The organism is Pseudomonas sp. BP11-1-1 (genome assembly GCF_052112105.1).
GTDB classification, from domain to species: Bacteria; Pseudomonadota; Gammaproteobacteria; order Pseudomonadales; family Pseudomonadaceae; genus Aquipseudomonas; species Aquipseudomonas alvandae.
The window spans coordinates 1-293 of the sequence record NZ_JAUTYU010000057.1 but is presented as its reverse complement, the minus strand read 5'-3'; the positions used below and the strand labels follow the sequence as shown (position 1 = coordinate 293).

The 293-nt window shown below is 62.5% G+C and carries 1 protein-coding gene; it reads left to right on the top strand.

What is annotated here, in order from left to right; all coding sequences use genetic code 11:
- Positions 1-293, top strand: a 293-nt coding sequence (locus Q7C33_RS28985) for an NAD(P)-binding domain-containing protein (protein WP_407684604.1), incomplete at both ends; no start/stop codon positions are given.

Here is a 293-nt window from a genome sequence, read left to right as displayed (position 1 = left end):
GAAAATCAACGAAAAAGGCGCCCAGTACCTCGACGCCCCGGTGTCCGGCGGTGAAGTCGGTGCCAAGGCCGCGACGCTGAGCATCATGGTCGGTGGCGACAGTGCCGCCTTCGAGCGCGCCTTGCCGTTGTTCCAGGCCATGGGCAAGAACATCACCCTGGTCGGTGGCAACGGCGATGGCCAGACCGCGAAAGTCGCGAATCAAATCATCGTTGCCCTGAACATCCAGGCGGTGGCCGAAGCGCTGCTGTTCGCCGCAAAAAATGGCGCTGACCCGGCGAAGGTTCGTGAAG